The 17,654-nt window shown below is 67.3% G+C and carries 14 protein-coding genes and 3 tRNA genes; 9 read left to right on the plus strand and 8 right to left on the minus strand.

Going from position 1 to position 17,654, the window contains the following annotated elements:
* Positions 1-108 precede the first annotated feature (108 nt).
* The 7 genes from H6A21_RS07620 to H6A21_RS07650 all read left to right on the plus strand — a co-directional run bounded on the left by H6A21_RS07620 (position 109) and on the right by H6A21_RS07650 (position 9,657).
* Positions 109-798, plus strand: coding sequence for a response regulator transcription factor (locus H6A21_RS07620; RefSeq protein WP_204562158.1), 690 nt, complete (start codon positions 109-111; stop codon positions 796-798).
* 9 nt (positions 799-807) lie between these two features.
* Positions 808-1,875: a sensor histidine kinase gene (locus tag H6A21_RS07625; protein ID WP_204562159.1), complete on the plus strand. Its 1,068-nt coding sequence runs from the start codon at positions 808-810 to the stop codon at positions 1,873-1,875.
* Between the two features lie 150 nt (positions 1,876-2,025).
* Positions 2,026-2,706 carry an ABC transporter ATP-binding protein gene (locus H6A21_RS07630; protein ID WP_204562160.1) on the plus strand — a complete coding sequence of 227 codons (681 nt, stop codon included), beginning with the start codon at positions 2,026-2,028 and terminating at the stop codon, positions 2,704-2,706.
* Positions 2,707-2,708: 2 nt separating this feature from the next.
* Positions 2,709-5,603: an ABC transporter permease gene (locus H6A21_RS07635; RefSeq protein ID WP_204562161.1), complete on the plus strand. Its 2,895-nt coding sequence runs from the start codon at positions 2,709-2,711 to the stop codon at positions 5,601-5,603.
* 573 nt (positions 5,604-6,176) lie between these two features.
* On the plus strand, positions 6,177-7,667 hold the full coding sequence (locus tag H6A21_RS07640; RefSeq protein WP_204562162.1) for an efflux RND transporter periplasmic adaptor subunit: 1,491 nt from the start codon (positions 6,177-6,179) through the stop codon (positions 7,665-7,667).
* Positions 7,664-8,413, plus strand: a complete 750-nt coding sequence (locus tag H6A21_RS07645) for an ABC transporter ATP-binding protein (protein ID WP_204562163.1) — start codon at positions 7,664-7,666, stop codon at positions 8,411-8,413. The genes H6A21_RS07640 and H6A21_RS07645 overlap by 4 nt, the downstream gene beginning before the upstream one ends.
* A complete protein-coding gene (locus tag H6A21_RS07650; RefSeq protein WP_204562164.1) occupies positions 8,410-9,657 on the plus strand; it encodes an ABC transporter permease in 1,248 nt (415 codons plus the stop codon). The genes H6A21_RS07645 and H6A21_RS07650 overlap by 4 nt, the downstream gene beginning before the upstream one ends.
* An 83-nt stretch (positions 9,658-9,740) precedes the next feature.
* Here H6A21_RS07650 and H6A21_RS07655 read toward each other — a convergent pair whose 3' ends face one another.
* The 4 genes from H6A21_RS07655 to H6A21_RS07670 form a co-directional block, all read right to left on the minus strand.
* The gene (locus tag H6A21_RS07655; protein WP_204562165.1) at positions 9,741-10,748 is read right to left on the minus strand and encodes an alpha/beta hydrolase; all 1,008 of its coding nucleotides are present in this window, start codon (positions 10,746-10,748) and stop codon (positions 9,741-9,743) included.
* 251 nt (positions 10,749-10,999) lie between these two features.
* Complete coding sequence (locus tag H6A21_RS07660) at positions 11,000-12,358, minus strand: lysylphosphatidylglycerol synthase transmembrane domain-containing protein (protein WP_204562166.1); 1,359 nt, start codon at positions 12,356-12,358, stop codon at positions 11,000-11,002.
* 252 nt (positions 12,359-12,610) lie between these two features.
* Positions 12,611-12,687: transfer RNA gene (locus tag H6A21_RS07665), tRNA-Glu, on the minus strand.
* A 12-nt stretch (positions 12,688-12,699) separates the two neighbouring features.
* Positions 12,700-12,773 (minus strand) — tRNA-Gln (locus tag H6A21_RS07670).
* A gap of 284 nt (positions 12,774-13,057) precedes the next feature.
* Between H6A21_RS07670 and H6A21_RS07675 the strand changes: the two genes are divergently transcribed.
* Positions 13,058-13,516 carry a hypothetical protein gene (locus tag H6A21_RS07675; RefSeq protein ID WP_204562167.1) on the plus strand — a complete coding sequence of 153 codons (459 nt, stop codon included), beginning with the start codon at positions 13,058-13,060 and terminating at the stop codon, positions 13,514-13,516.
* Positions 13,517-13,855: 339 nt separating this feature from the next.
* Positions 13,856-13,932 (plus strand) — tRNA-Glu (locus H6A21_RS07680).
* A 158-nt stretch (positions 13,933-14,090) separates the two neighbouring features.
* On the opposite strand, the gene H6A21_RS07685 is transcribed toward H6A21_RS07680, so the two are convergent.
* From H6A21_RS07685 to H6A21_RS07700, 4 genes are read right to left on the minus strand one after another with little or no spacing between them, the layout of a single operon-like run.
* On the minus strand, positions 14,091-14,723 hold the full coding sequence (locus H6A21_RS07685; protein WP_204562168.1) for an ABC transporter ATP-binding protein: 633 nt from the start codon (positions 14,721-14,723) through the stop codon (positions 14,091-14,093).
* Entirely contained in the window at positions 14,720-15,700 is a 981-nt protein-coding gene (locus H6A21_RS07690) for an ATP-binding cassette domain-containing protein (protein WP_204562169.1), read from the minus strand. The genes H6A21_RS07685 and H6A21_RS07690 overlap by 4 nt, the downstream gene beginning before the upstream one ends.
* Complete coding sequence (locus H6A21_RS07695) at positions 15,697-16,596, minus strand: ABC transporter permease (protein ID WP_342636084.1); 900 nt, start codon at positions 16,594-16,596, stop codon at positions 15,697-15,699. Before H6A21_RS07695 ends, H6A21_RS07690 begins: the two co-directional genes overlap by 4 nt.
* Positions 16,583-17,572, minus strand: a complete 990-nt coding sequence (locus H6A21_RS07700) for an ABC transporter permease (RefSeq protein WP_204562170.1) — start codon at positions 17,570-17,572, stop codon at positions 16,583-16,585. The genes H6A21_RS07695 and H6A21_RS07700 overlap by 14 nt, the downstream gene beginning before the upstream one ends.
* Positions 17,573-17,654 lie beyond the last annotated feature (82 nt).

Below are 17,654 nucleotides of genomic sequence, written 5' to 3' on the forward strand. Positions count from 1 at the left end.
CGCCTCCCTTTTTCATGCACGCGAAACGCAGGCGCCCTGTCGCGTATCCGCGTGCGCCGCTATGATGGGAAGGCGTCACCCGCACCACCGAAATCGGAAGGGACCGCCATGTCCGCTCGCATCCTGCTTGTCGAAGACGACCCGCTCATCACCGGGACCCTCACCGAGCTGCTCGCCGACGAGGGCTATGCCGTGGACGCCGTCCGAACGCAGCGCGATGCCGCAGAGCTCCTTGGCGGTGCTGCCGCTTCGCCCTACCAGCTGGTCCTGCTCGACGTAAGCCTCGCCGAGGGCAGCGGCTTTGCTGTGTGCGCCTTGGCGAAGCAAACCCACCCCGACCTGCCCGTCATCTTCCTCACCGCCTCAGACGACGAGGTCTCGACCGTCACGGGCCTCACCATGGGCGCCGACGACTACATCGCCAAGCCCTTCCGCCCGCGCGAGCTGCTCGCCCGCATCCAGGCCGCGATCCGCCGGAGCCGCCCGATGCGCTCGCGTCTGCTAAGACTCGGCGCCATCACCATCGACCCGGACAGCGCGCACGTGGAGCGCGATGGCACCGAGATCGCCCTGTCCGCCCTCGAGTACCGCCTGCTTCTGCTCTTCGCGCGCCATCCGGGCAAGCTCATCACGCGCGAGGCCATGCGCGACGCCCTTTGGGACGAGGCGGGCGCCTATATCGAGGAGAACACGCTATCGGTCTACATCCGCAGACTGCGCAACAAGATCGAAGACGACCCCGCGTCGCCGCAAATCATCGAAACGGTCCGCGGACTCGGCTACCGCGCTCGGGCATAAGGGGGCCGTATGCTCCGCAACCCCGAACTCGCCCGCTTCGCCGCCTGCTACCTGGCAGCAGCCCTCGCCTGCTGCATTGCCGCCCAGCTCACCGCAGGCAACCCCGCCGCGCTCAGCGTCGCTGCCGCCGCCGTCGTGCTCGGTGCCGTCGTCGCCCTGTTCACCCGCGCACGCTACCGCGCGCTCGCCCGGCTCGCCGCCGAGCTCGACCGCTGCCTGTCCGCTGAACGCCCCATCCGCATCGAGCGCGTCCGCGAGGGTGAGCTCGCCATCCTGGAAAACGAGATCGCGAAGCTTCTGCAGAAGCTCTCCGTGAGCGTGGAGCAGCTCGAGCGCGAACGCGGTTTGCTCGCCGATGCGCTCGCGGATATCTCGCACCAGCTCAAGACGCCGCTCACCTCGCTTCGCCTCATGACGGAGCTGGCGCGCAAACAGACAGCAGCACTCGAGGGCGTCGACGGGGATGCGCGCGAGGGCCTCATGCGCCGCCTGCGCGCGATCGAGCGGTTGCAGGAGCAGGTCATGTGGCTCACGACCGCGCTGCTGAAGCTCGCCCGCATCGACGCCGGCGCGATCGCGCTCGAGCGCACGCCCGTCGATGTCGGCGAGCTCGTGCGCCGCGCTGCCGAACCCCTCGCCATCGCCTTCGACCTCGCGGACGTGGAGCTCGCCGTCGACGTCGAGGACGGCTGCTCGTTTCCCGGCGACCTCGCCTGGACGGCCGAGGCGCTCACCAACATCCTCAAGAACTGCCTTGAGCACACGCCGGCCGCCGGCTGCGTGAGCATCCGCGCACACGAGGACGCGCTCGCTGTGCGCATCCGCGTGAGCGACACCGGAAGCGGCATCGCACCCGAGGACCTCCCCCACATCTTCGAGCGGTTCTACCGGGGGCACCGGGAGATCTCCAATAGCGCCGGAGAGCCGAATCCGGGCGGCGTCGGCATCGGGCTCGCCCTCGCGCGAAGCCTCATCGCCGCTCAGGACGGCCGCCTCGTGGCGGGAAACGTGGCGGATGCCGTCGGCAACGTCACGGGCGCCTTTTTCGAGATCGCCTTCTTCAAGACCGTGGTCTGAGGGCGATAGCGGCAGGCCGCCGCACAGACTCCGCGAGACCCCGACAGCCGTACTCCTGCGTGACAAAACCGTCATGTGCGGGTCACGTGCGCGCAAGGCGCGCCGTCCACTATCGTAGGTGACCTATCGGCCGCAACGGAAAGGCCAGCTATGAACCTATTGCGCGTAGAGCATCTCACGAAGGTGTACGGGCACGGCGACACCGCCGTGCGCGCGCTCGACGACGTGAGCTTCACCGTGGACGCCGGCGAGTTCGTCGCCATCGTGGGCAGCTCGGGCTCGGGAAAATCGACCCTGCTGCACCTGATGGGCGGCGTCGACCGCCCGACGTCGGGCACCGTCCGCCTGCAGGGCGCTGACATCTTCGAGCGCACCGACGAGCAGCTCGCCGTGTTCCGCCGCCGCGAGGTGGGCCTCGTCTACCAGTTCTACAACCTCGTCCCGGTGCTCGACGTCGTGGAGAACATGACGCTGCCCGTGCTCATGGACGGACGCGAGCCCAACCGCGAGCGCCTGGCGATGCTCACGCACGCCTTGGGGCTCGAGGGTCGCGAGCACTACCTGCCCAACCAGCTTTCCGGCGGCCAGCAGCAGCGCGTCGCCATCGGCCGCGCCCTCATGAACGCGCCCGCCGTCGTGCTCGCCGACGAGCCGACCGGCAACCTCGATTCGAAGAACTCCGCCGACATCATGCGCCTGCTGCGCGACTCGAACCGCCAGCTCAAGCAGACGCTCATCGTCATCACCCACGACGAGGACATCGCGCTTCTGGCCGACCGCGTCCTCGCCATCGAGGACGGGCGCCTCGTGCGCGACGAGAGGAGGCGCTGAGCATGTCCGTGTTCTCCCGCTTCGCACTCCGCTCGCTTGCGCGCAACCGCACGCGCACCGTCGTCTCCATCATCGGCATCGCCCTGTCCTGCGCCCTTATCTGCGCGGTGCTGACCACCGTCGTGAGCATGAGCGACATGCTGTACCGAAGGACCGCCATCGACGAGGGCGCCTGGCAGGTCGAGGCGCCCTCGATCACGGCGGACGCGCTGTCCGGCCTCGAGGGCGACGCCCGCGTGCGCGACCACATCGAGGTGACCGAGCTCGGCGCCGTCGAGCTCGGCGAGGCGAATGCCGCCGATTTCGGCCAGTGGCTGTTCGTCAAGACCTGGCCTCAAAACCCCGCTGACGAAGAGATCCTCCCGGCCCCCGAGATCACGAGCGGCCGAGCCCCGCGGGCAGCCGGCGAGGTCGTGCTCCCCCACTATCTGGAAGGCGCAAACCTCGAGCCATGCGGTATCGAGGCGAGCGGTCCCCTTGAGGTCGGAAGCGGCATCTCGATGCAGCTGGGCACGCGCACGGTTACCCTTTTGGGTTCCGACCATGACCCGACGGAGCAAGCCATCGACGGCACATCGCGCAGCGGCGCCTATTTCGATGAGGCCGAGGCCACCCAGAGCTTCACCGCGGACCTCGGGCGCCTCGACCTCACCGTCGTGGGCTTCTACCGCGCCTACGGCTACTCCGGAACCCGGGCGCTCCAGGGCAACAGCGCCTACGTGAGCGCCACGGGCGGCGAAGCGGCGGCGGCGCTGGCAGACGACTCCCCCGCCACCTGCGTCTTCTCCCTCATCACCGTCTGGAACCCGAACGACGCCCCGGCGCTTGCCGACGAGCTCTCGCACGCGGCCACCGACAGCACCGGGAAGGCCACCACGCACAACGCGCTGTTGCGTTGGCAGGGCGTCACGGGCGGCTCCGAGATCTGGAACACGCTCTACCAGATCGCCGCGGTGCTCTCCGCGGTCATCGTCATCGCCGGCGTCTCGCTCGTCTACAATTCGTTCGCCATCTCGGTGGCGGAGCGCACGAAGATGTTCGGCCTTCTGGCGTCGCTCGGGGCGAGCAGGCGGCAGCTGCGCCGCTGCGTGCTCACCGAGGCCCTGATCTTGGCTGTCATCGGCATCCCCATCGGCATCGTGCTCGGCATGGCGGGCTGCTACGCCGTCTTCCAGCTGACCGGCACGGGGCTCGCCGCCATGTTCGACGTCGACGCCTACGGCATGAGCGTGCAGGTGAGCGCAAGCCCCGCCGCTATCGGCATCGCCGCCCTGCTCGCCCTCGTCACCGTGCTCATCAGCGCATGGGTGCCCGCGCGCCGCGCGAGCCGCGTGTCCGCGGTGGACGCCATCCGCCAGACGCAGGACGTGAAGCTCGGGCGCCAGGCGCGTCTGCGCCGGCGCAGGGGTACTACGGCGGGCATGGGAACGGGCGTGCGTCCACATGACCTGGCGTATCGCATCTGCGGCGTTCCGGGGTTCATCGCGCACCGCAACCTCGCCCGCGCATCCTCCAAGGGGCGCGTCACGGTCGCCGCGCTCGGCATCTCGGTCGCGCTTCTCATCATCGCGGGCATCATCGGCGAGACGCTCGGCTACGCAAGCGGCACCGCTCTCGATACGGCGGGCAGCATCGACCTGTCCGTACGCATCGACGCCACGAGCGCCGACACGGGCTCAGGCCCGCTGCTGCGCGACGACGGCAACGTCAACGGGGCCGCGCTGCAGGATACCCTGGCGCGCCTCGACGCGGACGCCCGGGCGCTCGACGGCGCGGAGTCGATGGGCTACCACACCTCCTACGTGTCGGATATCGTCGTGCCCACCGACATGGTCTCGGACGCATCGCGGGGTTTCTTCGGCGTCCTGCTCGCCGACGGCAGCTGGTCCGGCCCGGTGTACGTCGACTTCATCGACGACGCCACCTGGAGCAGCTACGTCGCCTCGCTTGGACTCGATGCCGCCCAGTTCGAAGACCCCGCGCATCCGCGCGCCATAGCCCTGAACGAATACGATCGCAGCGAAGGCGGCACGTACGGCAGCTACTCCCCGCTCGCGGGTCCCGGTGCGATCGACGCCCTGACCTTTGATTCGAAAGACGGCCTGTTCGTCGGCGGCGTCGTATCGGATGACGCCGGAAACCCGTGCGTCTGGTACAGCGCCCCGGACGGATCGGAGCAGATGGTCCCGCTCGACGAGGCCGTCGCCACCCGGGACGCCATCGAAGTCGGCGCGCTTGCGGACAGGGCCCCTGCGGGCATCACAACGCATACGAGCACGCTGCACATCCTGCTGCCCGCCTCCGCCATCGCGCTCGCCGAGAACATGGGGTTTGCCGACGCGCAGATGGATTTCACGACAGCGGGCGACGCCGCGGCGGCGTCCCGGTTCGAAGACGCCTTCGATGATGTCGCCGCATCCTTTCCCGAACTCGATTGCCAGTACAACAACACCGCCCAGACCAAGCAGCAAACGCGCATGATGTCCGAGACCGTCCAGACCTTCATCTACTGCTTCACCGCCATCTGCGGCCTTATCGCCGTCGCGAACGTCTTCAACACGCTCACGAACTCACTCATCTTGAGGCGGCATGAGTTCGCGGTGCTCCGCTCCATCGGCATGGGTGCCCGCAGCTTCCGGCGCATGATCGCCTACGAGTGCGCGAGCTACGCGCTGCGCGGCCTCGTGCTCGGCATCGTCCTGGCGGGAGCTGTCGACCTCGCCATCGCAGCCTCCATGTCCTCGTCGTTCACGACGTTTACGCCCGTGGTGCCCTGGGCGAACCTGCTTGCCGCCGCTGCCCTGGTCATCGTGGTCATCCTGATCAGCGTCGCCTACGCCTTGCAGGTGAACCGCGCATCGAGCATCGTCGACGCCCTGCGCGAGGAAGCGATCTAGGGAACCGCCGGCCAAAGGATTTCAGCGTTCGCCCGAGGCGGGGCCCGCCGGCGACGGAAATGAGCTCTCCGGCGGGCACGCGGCGCCGTGCGTCGACCGCGCGGCGCCGCGGACAGCGCGAACCAGGCTTGGAGCCTCCCGTTCCAGACACCCGCAGATCCTCGAGGGCCCACTTTCAGTACTTTTTTCAGGCCCTGCCGTCAAGCATGCCAGATGACCAGAATGGACACTAGGTTCTACCTGCGGTTTTATTGAACGCGTTGCCGCTGAGCAACGTCCTCTTGAGCATGTGCCCGCAAAAAAGTACTGAAAGTGGGCCCTCGAGGTTTCAGGAGCGAACCTGCCGCCATCCCGGACCGCCCCTGCAGGCCAAAAACGACGCCCCGCCCACTGGCACGAGGCGTCGCGGTGTCTTGCAGCAGCCAAAGCGGACACGCAGCACCCTACTTACCCACCAGGCGATTCCATACCGTTCGCAGATTCGCCCCGCCGGCATGACAGAACCGTGACAGTTCCTGCGTATGCTGAATCACAACGCTCACCGAATGCACCCCGACCGAATCGAGGGAGATCATGACCGACGACACCACGCCCGCAGCCCCCGCCCGCGACGCGCTGGAGACCCTGACGCCCGACACCGCCTCGCCCGAGGGCTTGAGTGCAACCGATGCCCAGGTGTACGACCAGCTGAAGCAGCGCCGGGCCGAACGCCGGCGCAAGAAGCTCATCCGCCGAGGCATCGCGGCGGGCATCGTCGCGGCGGTCATCATCGCCGGTGTCGTTGCGGTGAACGTCTTGACGCAGGAGCCCGAGACGGTCGCGGAGCCCGTGACCGAGATGGCCATGGCGGGCAGCTATATCGATGCCGTGGACGCCTCCGGCTCGCTCGAGCCGCTCTCCTCCGTCGTGATCACCCCCACCGTCGACGGCACCATCTCCGAGATCCGCGTCGCTGCCGGCCAGCAGGTCGCCGAGGGCGACCTGCTCATGGTGATCGACAACCCCGACCTCGACTTGGCCGTCGAGGATGCGAAGCGCAACCTCGAGGCGGCTCAAGAGAGCCTCGCTTCCGCTCGCCGCGCACGCGACGACGCCTACGCCCAGGCACAAGAGGCGCGGGCCGCCCAGGCGCGCGCCGACGAGCTCGCGCTCCAGACCGCGCAGGCGCAGGCGCAGGCGCAGACGGACGGAAGCGATATCCAGTTGCTCGACAGCGCGGGTGCAACCACGGACGCCGCGCCCGCACCGGGCGGCACGGACGTCGTCGTCGAGGTCGATACCCAGGCGGCGGAAGATGCCGTCAGCGCAGCTGAGCGCGGCGTCGAGAGCGCCCAGGCGGCCCTTGACCAGGCGGTGGCCAAGGCGAACGAGCGCCAGGTCACCTCCCCGCTCTCCGGTAGCGTCGTCGTCATGAACGCGCAGGTGGGCGCCTCGCCCCTAGGTGGCGGCGAGGGCGGCAGCGCCGGCTCCCTCATGCAAATCGCCGACCTCTCCCAGATGAAGGTCACCATCCAGGTGAGCGAGCAGGACATCGCGAGCGTGGCCCAGGGCCAGACGGCCACCGTCACCTTCCCGGCCTTCGAGGACATCGTCTTGCAGGGCACGGTCCAAAACATCGCATCGGTCGCGTCGGGCTCGGGCAGCGTCGACATGTACACCGGGCAGAGCTCGGTCACCTTCGCGGTCGACATCCTCATCCCCGAACCCGACCCGCGCCTGAAGCCGGGCATGACTGCGCAGGTGAGCATCGTCACCCAGCAGCTCGACAACGTCGTGATGGTCTCGCCGATGGCGCTTCTGACCGATGACGGGGCAAGCTACTACGTCATGGTGGAGACCGACCCCGAGACGCATGCCGCCGAGCGCCGCGACGTCGAGGTCGCGGCCCGAAACGAGAACTTCGCCGTCGTGGGCGCCGCCGACGGGGCCGCGCCGGGCGACCCGAACGCTCCAGATGAGGGCAACGGACTCGCGCCGGCGCCGATATCCGACGGCGACATCCTGATCATCTCGGGCGGCTCCATGGACCTCTCGATGACGGACATGGCTGCGAGCGCATCATGACGCCCGTCATCGAGATGCAGGGCATCCACCGCATCTTCGAGTCCGAGGCGGGCCTCGCCCACATCCTTCACGGCATCGACTTTCGCGTCGAGGCAGGTGAGTTCGTGGCGATCATCGGCCCCTCGGGTTCAGGCAAGTCTACGCTCATGAACATCCTAGGCTGCCTCGACACGCCCACCGCCGGGACCTACCGGCTCTCTGGCCTGAACGTGGCGGAGCTCACCGACGACGAGCTCGCCGAGGTGCGGGCGCACGAGATTGGCTTCGTGTTCCAGAGCTTCAACCTCCTGCCGCGCCTGTCGGTGCTCGAGAACGTCATGCTGCCGCTCGCCTACACCGATTGCCCGCGGCATGAGCGAGAGCGGCGCGCCGTGCACGCCCTGCATGCGGTGGCGCTCGACGTGGGCCACTTCGACCATCGCGTAAACGAGCTGTCCGGCGGCCAGATGCAGCGCGTGGCCATCGCCCGCGCTCTGGTGAACGACCCCGCTATCATCTTGGCCGACGAGCCGACCGGCAACCTCGACTCCCACACCGGCGCCTTAGTCATGCAGACCTTCCACCGGCTGAAAGACGCCGGCAAGACCATCGTCCTCATCACCCACGACGCGCACGTCGCCGCGGAGGCCGACCGCATGGTCACCATCCGCGACGGCCGCATCTACCATGGTGACGCGCCCTACGACGAAGTGCCCGAAGTCGTCATGGCGGCAGCGGACACCAGGCAGAAGGAGGCGACCCGATGAGCATACGTGACCTCATCCGCGAGGCCCTGCGCTCGCTCGAATCAAACCGGGGCCGCAGCCTGCTCACCATCCTCGGCATCGTCATCGGCATCGCCGCCGTCATCGCCATGACCTCGCTCATCGGCGGCGTGCGAAACTCGCTCATCTCGGGCCTCGGCCTGAACGCCGCACGCACCGTCCAGATCTCGTGCAGCTACCCCATGGATACCGACGACGTCGCCGACATCGCCCGGCTCATGCCCGAATACGAGGCACTCGAGGGGTCGGCCTACGGCTACACCCAGGCGCAGGGATCGAACTGTACGGTCGACGCGAACATCCGCGGCGCGGACTCCGCCTACCTGGAGATGACCGGCGAGGTCAAGCTCGCCGAGGGTCGCATGTTCACCTCGGCCGAGGAGCAGGCGGCCGCCCGCGTCATCATCCTCGACAAGTCGGGAGTGCAGGCGTTCTTCGGCACCCCGGACGCCCAGGTCGTGGGCAAGTCGATCAGGCTCGGCAGCCACGACTACCAGATCGTGGGCGTCGACGAAAAGATGCCCGCGAGCTCGACGGGCACCGAGAACGTCTACATCAGCGTCTACACACCGCTGCAGACCTGCCTCGATGACTTCAGCATGGGCTACCCCTATCTGTCGACCGTAACCGGTCTGGCGCGCGAGGGCACCGACATGGACGCCATCGTGGAGACGACCATGCAACAGGTCGCGAAGGTGATGGGAATCGATGAGGAGAACATTGCCGACAACGTGTACGTCTACTCCATGAAGTCGACGGTGGACACCATGAGCGGGTTCATGAACTCGTTCTCCCTCATCATGGGCGCCGTCGCCGGCATCTCGCTTCTGGTGGGCGGCATCGGCATCATGAACATGATGCTCACGAACGTGACCGAGCGCATCCGCGAGATCGGCGTGCGCCGCGCGCTCGGGGCCACGCGCCGCGACATCACGCTGCAGTTCCTCATGGAGTCCGCCGTGGTCTGCGTGGCCGGCGGCATCCTGGGCACCGTCATCGGCTATCTGCTCTCCTGGGGACTCTCCGCCATCGCCTCGGCACTCGGGCTGCTCGGCAGCATGGGCATGACGACACCGGGGGCCACGGCAACGTTGACGCCCCAGATCTCTCCCGAGGCCATCGCAGCCGCCGTGGGGCTGAGCATCGCCATCGGCCTCATCTTCGGCTGGTATCCGGCGCGCCGCGCCGCGAAGCTCGACCCTGTGGAGTGCCTGCGCTCGCTGTAGGAGAGCCGAAATGCCTAACGGCGGGCCTGTCCCGGGGCAATCGCCCTGACAGGCCCGCCGCCTCATTTTGGCCACAGATAGCGTTACAGATAGCGGAAGAGGAAACCGCTCACCGTCTCCCAGTAGCGACCGGGGTCGCTCTGGGAGCTGGCCCCGTGTCCCGCGCCCTCGAAGGAGACCTTCTCCTTCACCTCGCTCGCGCAGGCATCATAGAGCTCATCGAGCATCCGATACGGCACGAACGTGTCGGCGGTCCCATGGATGAACAGCATCGGGACGCGTGCCCGGCGCAGGCGGTCGACCGCGCTCGCCTCCCTGAACCCGTAGCCCGCGCGCACGCGGCATACGCGCTCCGCGGCGTCGAGCAGCGGGTGGACCGGCAGGTGCATGAGGTCGCCCATCTGCTGGGCAAGCTCGTCCCACACGCTCGTGTAGCCGCAGTCCTCCACGATGCAGCGGACCTGTGGGGGCAGATCGAGGCCCGAGGCCATCATGACCTCGGCAGCACCCATCGACACGCCGTAGAGCGCGATTTTCGCCTCGGGATCGAACGTGACGATCATCTGGATCCACCGCATCAGGTCGAAGGCATCGAGCCACCCCATGCCGACATACCGGTCGCGGTTGCGCTCGTGCCCGCGCGCCGCCGGCAGGATGACCGAGAACCCGGCACGATGCGCCAGCATCGCCTCGCCCGCCAGATCGGAGGGCTGCCCGCTGTAGCCATGGCACAAGATGAGGTAGCGATGCGCGGTGTCGGGGCTCTCCGGCGAGCGGCGGCCGTCATCTGAGGGCACCACGCCCGGACCCCAGATGCGCCAGCCATGGAGCACCCCGCCGCCTCGCGCCGCCTCGACCGTCGCGTCGCGACGCGCCTCGAGAAACCACGCGCGCGCCTCCTGGCGAAACGGGTCCTGAGCGTATGCCCCCACGTCGAGCCCGCTCCCCTCACCCGAGTTGATGCGCGCCATGATAGAGCGCTTGGAGGAGGGGTTCAGGGCGAAATCGAACAGCGCGTTGCCCACGGCCGTGAGCCCGGCGCCGCCGAGGGCCGCGGCGCCTGCGGTAATGGCTCCAACTATCTGAATCATCGGGATCGGACCTTTCGGAATCTTGTGCCGGAAGCGCACCGGCGATATCTGGGTGGGCGGGACGCGCTGCATATGCGCGACCCGCATGGGGATGAAAGCGGTGCGGACCGCAGGTTTTCGCAGGCGGAACCGCCGCTGCAAGGCACATGCACGCAACCGACGGCAAAGGGCGCCGACAGCACGCCGGAGCGAGCGCGCTCGCAGGTATCCGGCACGACGCCTGTGTACCCGCCACCTTGGCGATCACCCGCCTAGCGCCTGTCGGCAGACGGCGGACGGCGCTTCGCAAGCGATGCCGGCGAGACCGTGATGCCGCCCTCCGCCTTGCGCACGCGGGTCCCCCGATGCCGCGCGCGGACCTCGGAGGGCTTCGGCGCAGCGGAGGTGGAGCCGTGCTCGATGGCCGCGCTCTCCGCGTGCTCGAGCGCGACGGTCTCCGCCGCCGACGCTGCCGCGGCCACCTGGGCGGGCGAGGAGTCGTGGCGACGGCCGCGCCCGAAGCGCGCGATGGCCCGGTCCCAGCGGTCGTGGATACTCGCGTTGTGGGAGCTCTTGAGACCGAGCAGCGGGGCTGCCAGGATCGTCGGGGCGATAAAGGTGATGAGGCGCCACAGCAGGTAGCCCGCCGTCGCGGCGCTGCCGAAGAAGTGGCCGAGGAACAGCGCGAAACCGCCCTCGGCGCCACCCGTGCCGCCCGGCAGCGGGACGGCGGAGGACAGCAGCTGGACGAAGGCGCTCGCGGCCATGACCGAGAAGAAGTCGACGTCATGGTGGCCGAACGCCAGCATGAGGAAGTAGGGCACCAGATAGAAGAAGGCAAGCTGCATCATGGTGATCACCACGGTGAGCGCCATGGAGCTCACGTGCCCCGCCGCGAGCTTGAACTTGACGGAAAAGGACATGACCTCGGTGTTCACGAACTCATGCCAGCGCGCGCACTTCTCGTGCGCCACGCCGGCGCGCTCCAGCACGCGGATGATCCAATGGGCGACGCGCATCACCATGCGCGGCATGAGCGCGATGGCGAAGATGCCCAGCAGGATGCATACGTGCCCACCGAAGCTGAACACGCTGATGAGCGTGATATCACCGTACTGCTTGGCGAAAAACGGCATGCGGGCGATCATGAGGATCGCGCCCCAGGCGACGAGGCCGAACTGGTAGACGATGAAACGGGTGAACTGGATGGCGCCCGCCTCGCCCACGTTCTGACCGGCCTTCGTCAGGCGGTAGATCTGCGCCGGTGTGGAACCCATCATCATGGGCGTGAGGTTGCCGAAGAAGATGCCGCTCGCCTCGACGGAGATAAGGTCCCTGATGCCCACCGGGCTCACCGGATCGAGCCATACGGCGATGGCGTAGGCGGCGATACCGAAGATGAGATAGAGCACCATGCTCACGCAGGCCACGACGACCCAGCCTGTCTGGACGTTGCTCAAGGCGTCCCAGAACTGGGCAACCTGCCCGGTCACGACCAGATAGATAACGTAGGCCACGAGCACGAGACCGATAAAGATGGCGCCGCGACGCGCGCCCTTGTGGTCGTCGCCACCGGACGGCTGCGCCACGACCTTCGGATTCGCCGTGCTCTTATTCGTGGAATCAGCCATGGTCCCCCTCGATCACTATCGCGCTGGACATCAAGCCGTCGCGTCCATCTATTGTAGGGCTCACGTTGCCTGCGGTCGTTGCCCCTATGGACCCCGAGAAGAAATCCAGACGTATCACGTGTCTCCATCGGGGACGGGGCGGTTCGGTGCCACCGGGTAGCGGCCGCGACCCGGTGGCACCGAACCGCCCCGTCCCCGATGGAGACACCTCGATATAGCAAAAGAGCTCCCGAAGGAGCTCATATAAGTTCTTGGTAGCCCGTACCAGATTCGAACTGGTGATCTCCGCCTTGAGAGGGCGGCGTCCTAAACCGCTAGACGAACGGGCCATATGAGGTGGATGGCTGGGATAGAGGGAGTCGAACCCCCATTGACGGAACCAGAATCCGCTGTCCTGCCATTAGACGATATCCCAATGGCGCCTCCGTGCGCTCGGCGTTTCCGCTTCGCGCAAGAAAGTATATTACGGAAGGCATCCCGGATACGCAAGCCCTAATTTTGAAAAAGTTCAACTCGTGAGGGATTCATGGAGTCCCCAGCTCATGTCCTCATTGTGGACGGGGTAGTTTGGCGCCATCGCGGATGAGCCCCTCCTCCAACGAGATGACGCGTCACCCCAAGCAGCCGCTCATGCACCAGCAACTTCCTGTACGGCACCGGCATGGTGAGCCGATACGCAAGGGAAGAAGCAAACGTCAGATGAAGACAAGGTTATGTGTAGCCGCAGCGCTCGGCCTGGCGCTCGCCTCCACGGCGGGACTCACCGGATGTGGCAGCAACTACGCAGGCGGAGACGCGCCGGTGCAGGAAGCAGAAGAGCAGCAGGAGGCCGTGCTCGACCTCGCCGGCACCTGGAAAGTAGAGGGATCAGACCCTGACTCATGGCAGGAGCTCACGATCTCTGGCGACGTCATGACAATAGACTGGGTTTCAGACGGAGGAGATACGCGCGCGCTGTACTGGGCGGGAACCTACCCAGCTCCCACCGAGCCATCCGACACATGGTCCTGGACGAGCGAGAACGACCATGAGCAGACGGGCACGGCGCTCATGGCTTCATCGGACGAGACGAAGGACTTCGAATTCGATGGCGAGCAGATCTCCTACTCGGTAAGCGCACTTGGGATTACCAAAACCGTGCATGCCGCCAGGCAGTAGTTTCGCTTTGCGGCTGGCATCCGACATCGCGCTTCGAGCACACGCCTTTTGCGATGCCATGGATAATCGCGGAACTACACACGAAGCGGAATGTGCTGCCACGGAGAGCATCGGGGTTTGTCGAGCTCCATCGAAACGAGCAGCATCTCGGTGGCACCAAACTACCCCGTCCCCAATGGAGACATCGCGGGCAATGAGGCTGCGGCATGCTCCGCACGCTAGACTTATAGACCAGGCATCTTCGCAAGTCCTCCACAACTCAAAGATTCTCAGAATTTGGGCTTGCGTGCCATGGGGGCATCCCGTAATATTCTTTCTGCGCAAAGGCGCAACACAGACGGCCCGTTCGTCTAGCGGTTTAGGACGCCGCCCTCTCAAGGCGGAGATCACCAGTTCGAATCTGGTACGGGCTACCAAGAACTTACATGAGCTCCTTCGGGGGCTCTTTTCTTATCTACTGAGTATGAGCGTGTCTCCATCGGGGACGGGGCGGTTCGGTGCCACCGGGCCGCGGCCGCGACCCGGTGGCACCGAACCGCCCCGTCCCCGATGGAGACACCTCGATTCCGAGCCGTTAAAGCTCAACGCGGCGCGTCGCGATGCAATCGATCAGAGCGGGCGCATGCGACACGACGACAAGCCCCATGTCGCGCTCACGGGCAATCTCGAGCACCGCATGCCAGACCTCTGCCTGCGTGAGCGCATCCAACATGGCCGTCATCTCGTCGCAGATGAGATAGCGCGGGTGCGCCAGCAGGGCGCGCGCGATGCAGAAGCGCATGAGCTCGCCGCCCGACAGCTCATGCGGAAGGCGGGCGTACCACTCGCGCCGAATGCCGAATGCGCTGACGAGCCCCTCGGACTCGGCCTGGGCAAGGGCCTCCTCGACAGAACGACCCACCGCCCCCTCGGCAAGCGAGCGCCCCATACGCATACGCGGATCGAACGCGAGCTCGGGATGCTGCGCGATGAGCTGCACCGACAGCGCACATCCCGCATACGCCCGATGGCCCTTGCCATCGACCGTCACGCTCCCTGCCTGCGGCATCAGCACCCCCGCAAGGATGCGGCAGAGCGTCGTCTTGCCCGCACCAGACAGCGCCACGAGCGCCACGCGCTCACCCGGCTCGACCTCGAGCGAGAACCCGCGAAGAAGCGGCGATGCCTGCGGGTAGGCGAAGGTTATGTCATGGGCAACGAGGCTCATACCGTCTCCTCCATATCCCCGCTCCGAACCGGGCTCGCGTCGGCATACTCCGCGGGGTTAACGATCGTGAATCCATTCTCCGGCAGCGCATGCCACAGGGCGCGCGAGAACGGATGGCGCAGGAGCGCCGGATCATCGAAACTCGCCGTCGCCGTCTCCTCCACAATCGTGCCGTCGTGAAACACCGCCACGCGATCGGCCACCGTAAGGGCAAGCTCGAGGTCATGCGTGATGAGCAGAACCCCTCCCCCACCATCGGCGAAAGCACGCAGGTCATCGAGCGCATGCACGGCGAGCTCCAGATCGAGCCCGGGCGTCGGCTCGTCGGCCACGATCAGCCGCGGGTCGTCCATAAGCGCGCAGATGAGCAGCACGCGGCGCGCCATGCCGCCCGACAGCTCGTGGGGATACATCCGCTCCACGTCCGCGGCAAGGCCATAGGATTCCAACAGCTCCCGCATGCGCGCACGTCGCCTCGTACGCACGGCCCCGCGGCATGCGCCCACGATCTGGTCGCCCACGCGCATGAGCGGGTCGAGGTGCGCCACGCCCTGCGGCACCAGCGAGATGCCGTGCCCGCGCAGGCGCTCGAGCGCACTCGCGTCCACAGGCTCACCGTCGAACCAAATCCGTCCGCGCACGCACGCGTTCGGCTCGAACAACCCCAAGATCGCATCGGCAAGCAGGGTCTTTCCCGACCCGCTTGCGCCCACGACGGCGAGCATCTCGCCCGCGTGGACGGACAGCGTCAGGTCGTGCAGCTGCACGCGCTCGACGCGCCCGGCACGAAAGTAGGGCGCCTCGGGGTCGTACATGTCGAACGACACGCTCAAGTCCTCCACCGAAAGCAGGTGATGGTTGCCCGGGTGGTGCGACGTCGGGGCATGCGAATGGTGATGATGGAGCTCCGCGTCCCCGTGCGGTCCATGGACAGGCGGGTGGGCGCCGGAGCGCGCCTGTGCGGCATCGTTCCTCATGCCTGCACCTCCTCGGGCGTGAGCAGCCGGCGCAGCCCAGCGCCGACGCGGTCGAACAGCAGGACCACGAGCAGCAGCGACGCCCCCGGGAAGACGGCGAGCCACCAGGCACCCGCCGTGAGGTAGCCCATGGCCTCGGAGAGGATCACGCCGATGGCCGGCATCTCCGGGGACAGGCCGAACCCCAGAAACGTGATGGACGCCTCGTGCAGGATCGCATGCGGGAAGAGCAGCACGAGTCCGACGAGGAACTGCGGCGCCACCGTGGGGACGGCGTGTGTGAGCGCGAGCCGGCATCGCGAGACGCCGAGAGCGCGCGATGCCGCCATGAACGGCTGGGTCATGAGCTGCAAGATCTCGGCACGCAGCACGCGGGTGAGGCTCGGCCAATGCGTGAGGGCCACCCCGATGCACACCCCGAGCGCACCGCGCCCGAGCGCATAGCTGATAAGGATCAGCAGCACGATGTGCGGGATGCCCATCGCAAGGTCGATAAGCCAGCTCACCAGCGCATCGACGCTCCTGCCGCCCAGGGCGGCCGCGCAGGCGAGCGCGAGCGCCACCACCGCCGAGACGGCCGCTGAGACGATCCCGATTACGATGGAGGTCGAAAGGCCCGCCAGCGTCCGCGCGAGCATGTCTCGGCCCATCCAGTCGGTCCCGAACGGATGGGCGAGCGAGGGGGCGAGGTTTTTCGCAGTGAAGTCGGTCGCCACCGCCGCGCCCTGGCATGCCGCGCCGGCAAGCCCGATGCCGACAAGGACGAGCGCCGCCCCGACGCACCATGCGAGCGCCGCCCGGCGACTCCCCCCGTGCGCGCGGGCACGCGGTGCATGGAGAAGCGGAACGTCGTATCCGACGGCGGCAGGCCGGGACAGGCGATCAGCTACGTCCACGGGCCACCTCCCCTCTCATGCGGGGGTCGACAAGGCCGTACAGCAGGTTCGCCGCGAGGTTGCCGAAAAAGACGAGGGCCGCCGTGGCGAGCGCAAGCCCCACGAGCAGCGGCGCGTCGCCGCCGAGGCCCGCCGTCACGGTCGCCTGGCCGAGCCCGGGATACGAGAACACCTGCTCGACGAGAACCGATCCGCCGATGATCTCGCTCACCGAGGAGCACTGCAGCGTGAGAGCCGGCAGGGCGAGGTTGCGCAGCCCATGGCGGGCCACGATGGTCCAGCGGCCCTCGCCGCGCGTGGCGGCGAAGCGCACGTAATCGCTCGCGAGCACGTCGACGGTCTTCTCGCGCGTATGCAGGGCGATGTTCGCCACACCCGTCACCGACAGGGTGAGGGCCGGCAGCACCAGGTGGTGCAGGCGGTCGGCAAAAGAAACCGACGCCGCCGAGACGCCGATGGGCACCGAGAAGCCCACGGGAAACCAGCCGAGCGATACGGCGAAAACCATCAGGACGATGATGGCGAGCCAAAACGTCGGCGTCGCCGACAACAGGTAGCACCACAGGCGCACCGCCCGATCGACGACCCCGCCGCGCATCGCGCCCGCGATGACCCCGAGCGCCGTCCCGAGAACGCCGGATATGATCCACGAACTCGCCAGAAGCAGCGCCGAGCCCGCAAGCCGATCGGCCACGACCACGGTGACCGGCGCGTTGAACCGCAGGCTCTCGCCGAGATCACCGTGCACGGCATCGGCCGCCCAGTCGAGGTAGCGCTCCCACACCGGCACGCCCACACCCCAGCGCTCGGCCAGCTGCTCGCGCTTCTGTGCGCTCATCGTGAGCAGCGCCGTCTGCCCCGTGTTCGCCTGCACCGGGTCGATGGGCGAGGCGCCCACCAGCGCGAAGGTGATCGCGCTCACAGCGACCATGAGCGCGCAGAAGCGCGCGAGCTGCCCTATCGCGTATCGCAGCATATCCCTCCTTTTGTCTCCATCGGGGACGGGGTAGTCCGGTGCCACCGGGGCGCGGCCGCGCCCCGGTGGCACCGGACTACCC

The sequence above is a fragment of the Collinsella tanakaei genome, from assembly GCF_016902615.1.
Classification (GTDB): domain Bacteria; phylum Actinomycetota; class Coriobacteriia; order Coriobacteriales; family Coriobacteriaceae; genus Collinsella; species Collinsella tanakaei_A.